1 protein-coding gene is annotated in these 585 nt (G+C 65.1%); it reads right to left on the bottom strand.

Annotation, left to right across the window (positions count from 1 at the left end; all coding sequences use genetic code 11):
* Window positions 1–23: 23 nt before the first annotated feature.
* Window positions 24–585: transposase (locus AAG565_RS15750; RefSeq protein WP_348820595.1), on the bottom strand; the 562-nt coding region annotated here is incomplete at its 5' end.

Raw genomic sequence — 585 nt, 5'->3', positions numbered from 1 at the left:
GGCTCTGTTGAAAAACGAGTGGGTTACCGGGCATGAGGGTTGACCGCGCCGAAGTCGAGTTTGCCGGCGATCAGGAAGATGACGGTTCTGGTCGTGTCGAAGCGCGTGAAGCCGCGCGCGCGGCGCTTGGCGGCCTGGAACAGGCCGTTGAGCGCTTCGAGGAAGCCATTGGTCTGTCGGGTCTGCGCCCAAGCCACGATGCCATCGAGGTGGCGGCGCACGAGCGTGGCAACCTGCTTCATCGGTTCGACCTTGGAGCGCATGACGCAGGTGCACCAGTGCTTGAGCATGTCTCGCACGACGTTGATCTGCTTGCGCTCGAGGATTTCGCGCAACCGTTCCTTGTAGAACCAGGCGCGCGCGGTGCGCACGGTGGTCATGCGGGCGATGAGCGCGTCCAGATCGGCGGCAGCCTCGGGCCTGAGGCTGGCGCGGTCCTTGAGCAGCGACCAGCGCATCCCCTTGAGGGACTTGTCGGTGCGCTGCTCGATGCGCCGCATCTTGTCCACGGCCGCGTTGGCATGCCAGACGACGTGGAACTTGTCGAAGGTGATCCGCGCGTTGGGCAGCGTCTCGGTGCAGCCC

Source organism: Fontimonas sp. SYSU GA230001 (assembly GCF_040066175.1).
GTDB lineage: Bacteria > Pseudomonadota > Gammaproteobacteria > Nevskiales > Nevskiaceae > Solimonas.
The sequence above is the reverse complement of the archived record's forward strand: the minus strand, read 5'-3'. Positions and strand labels throughout refer to the sequence as shown.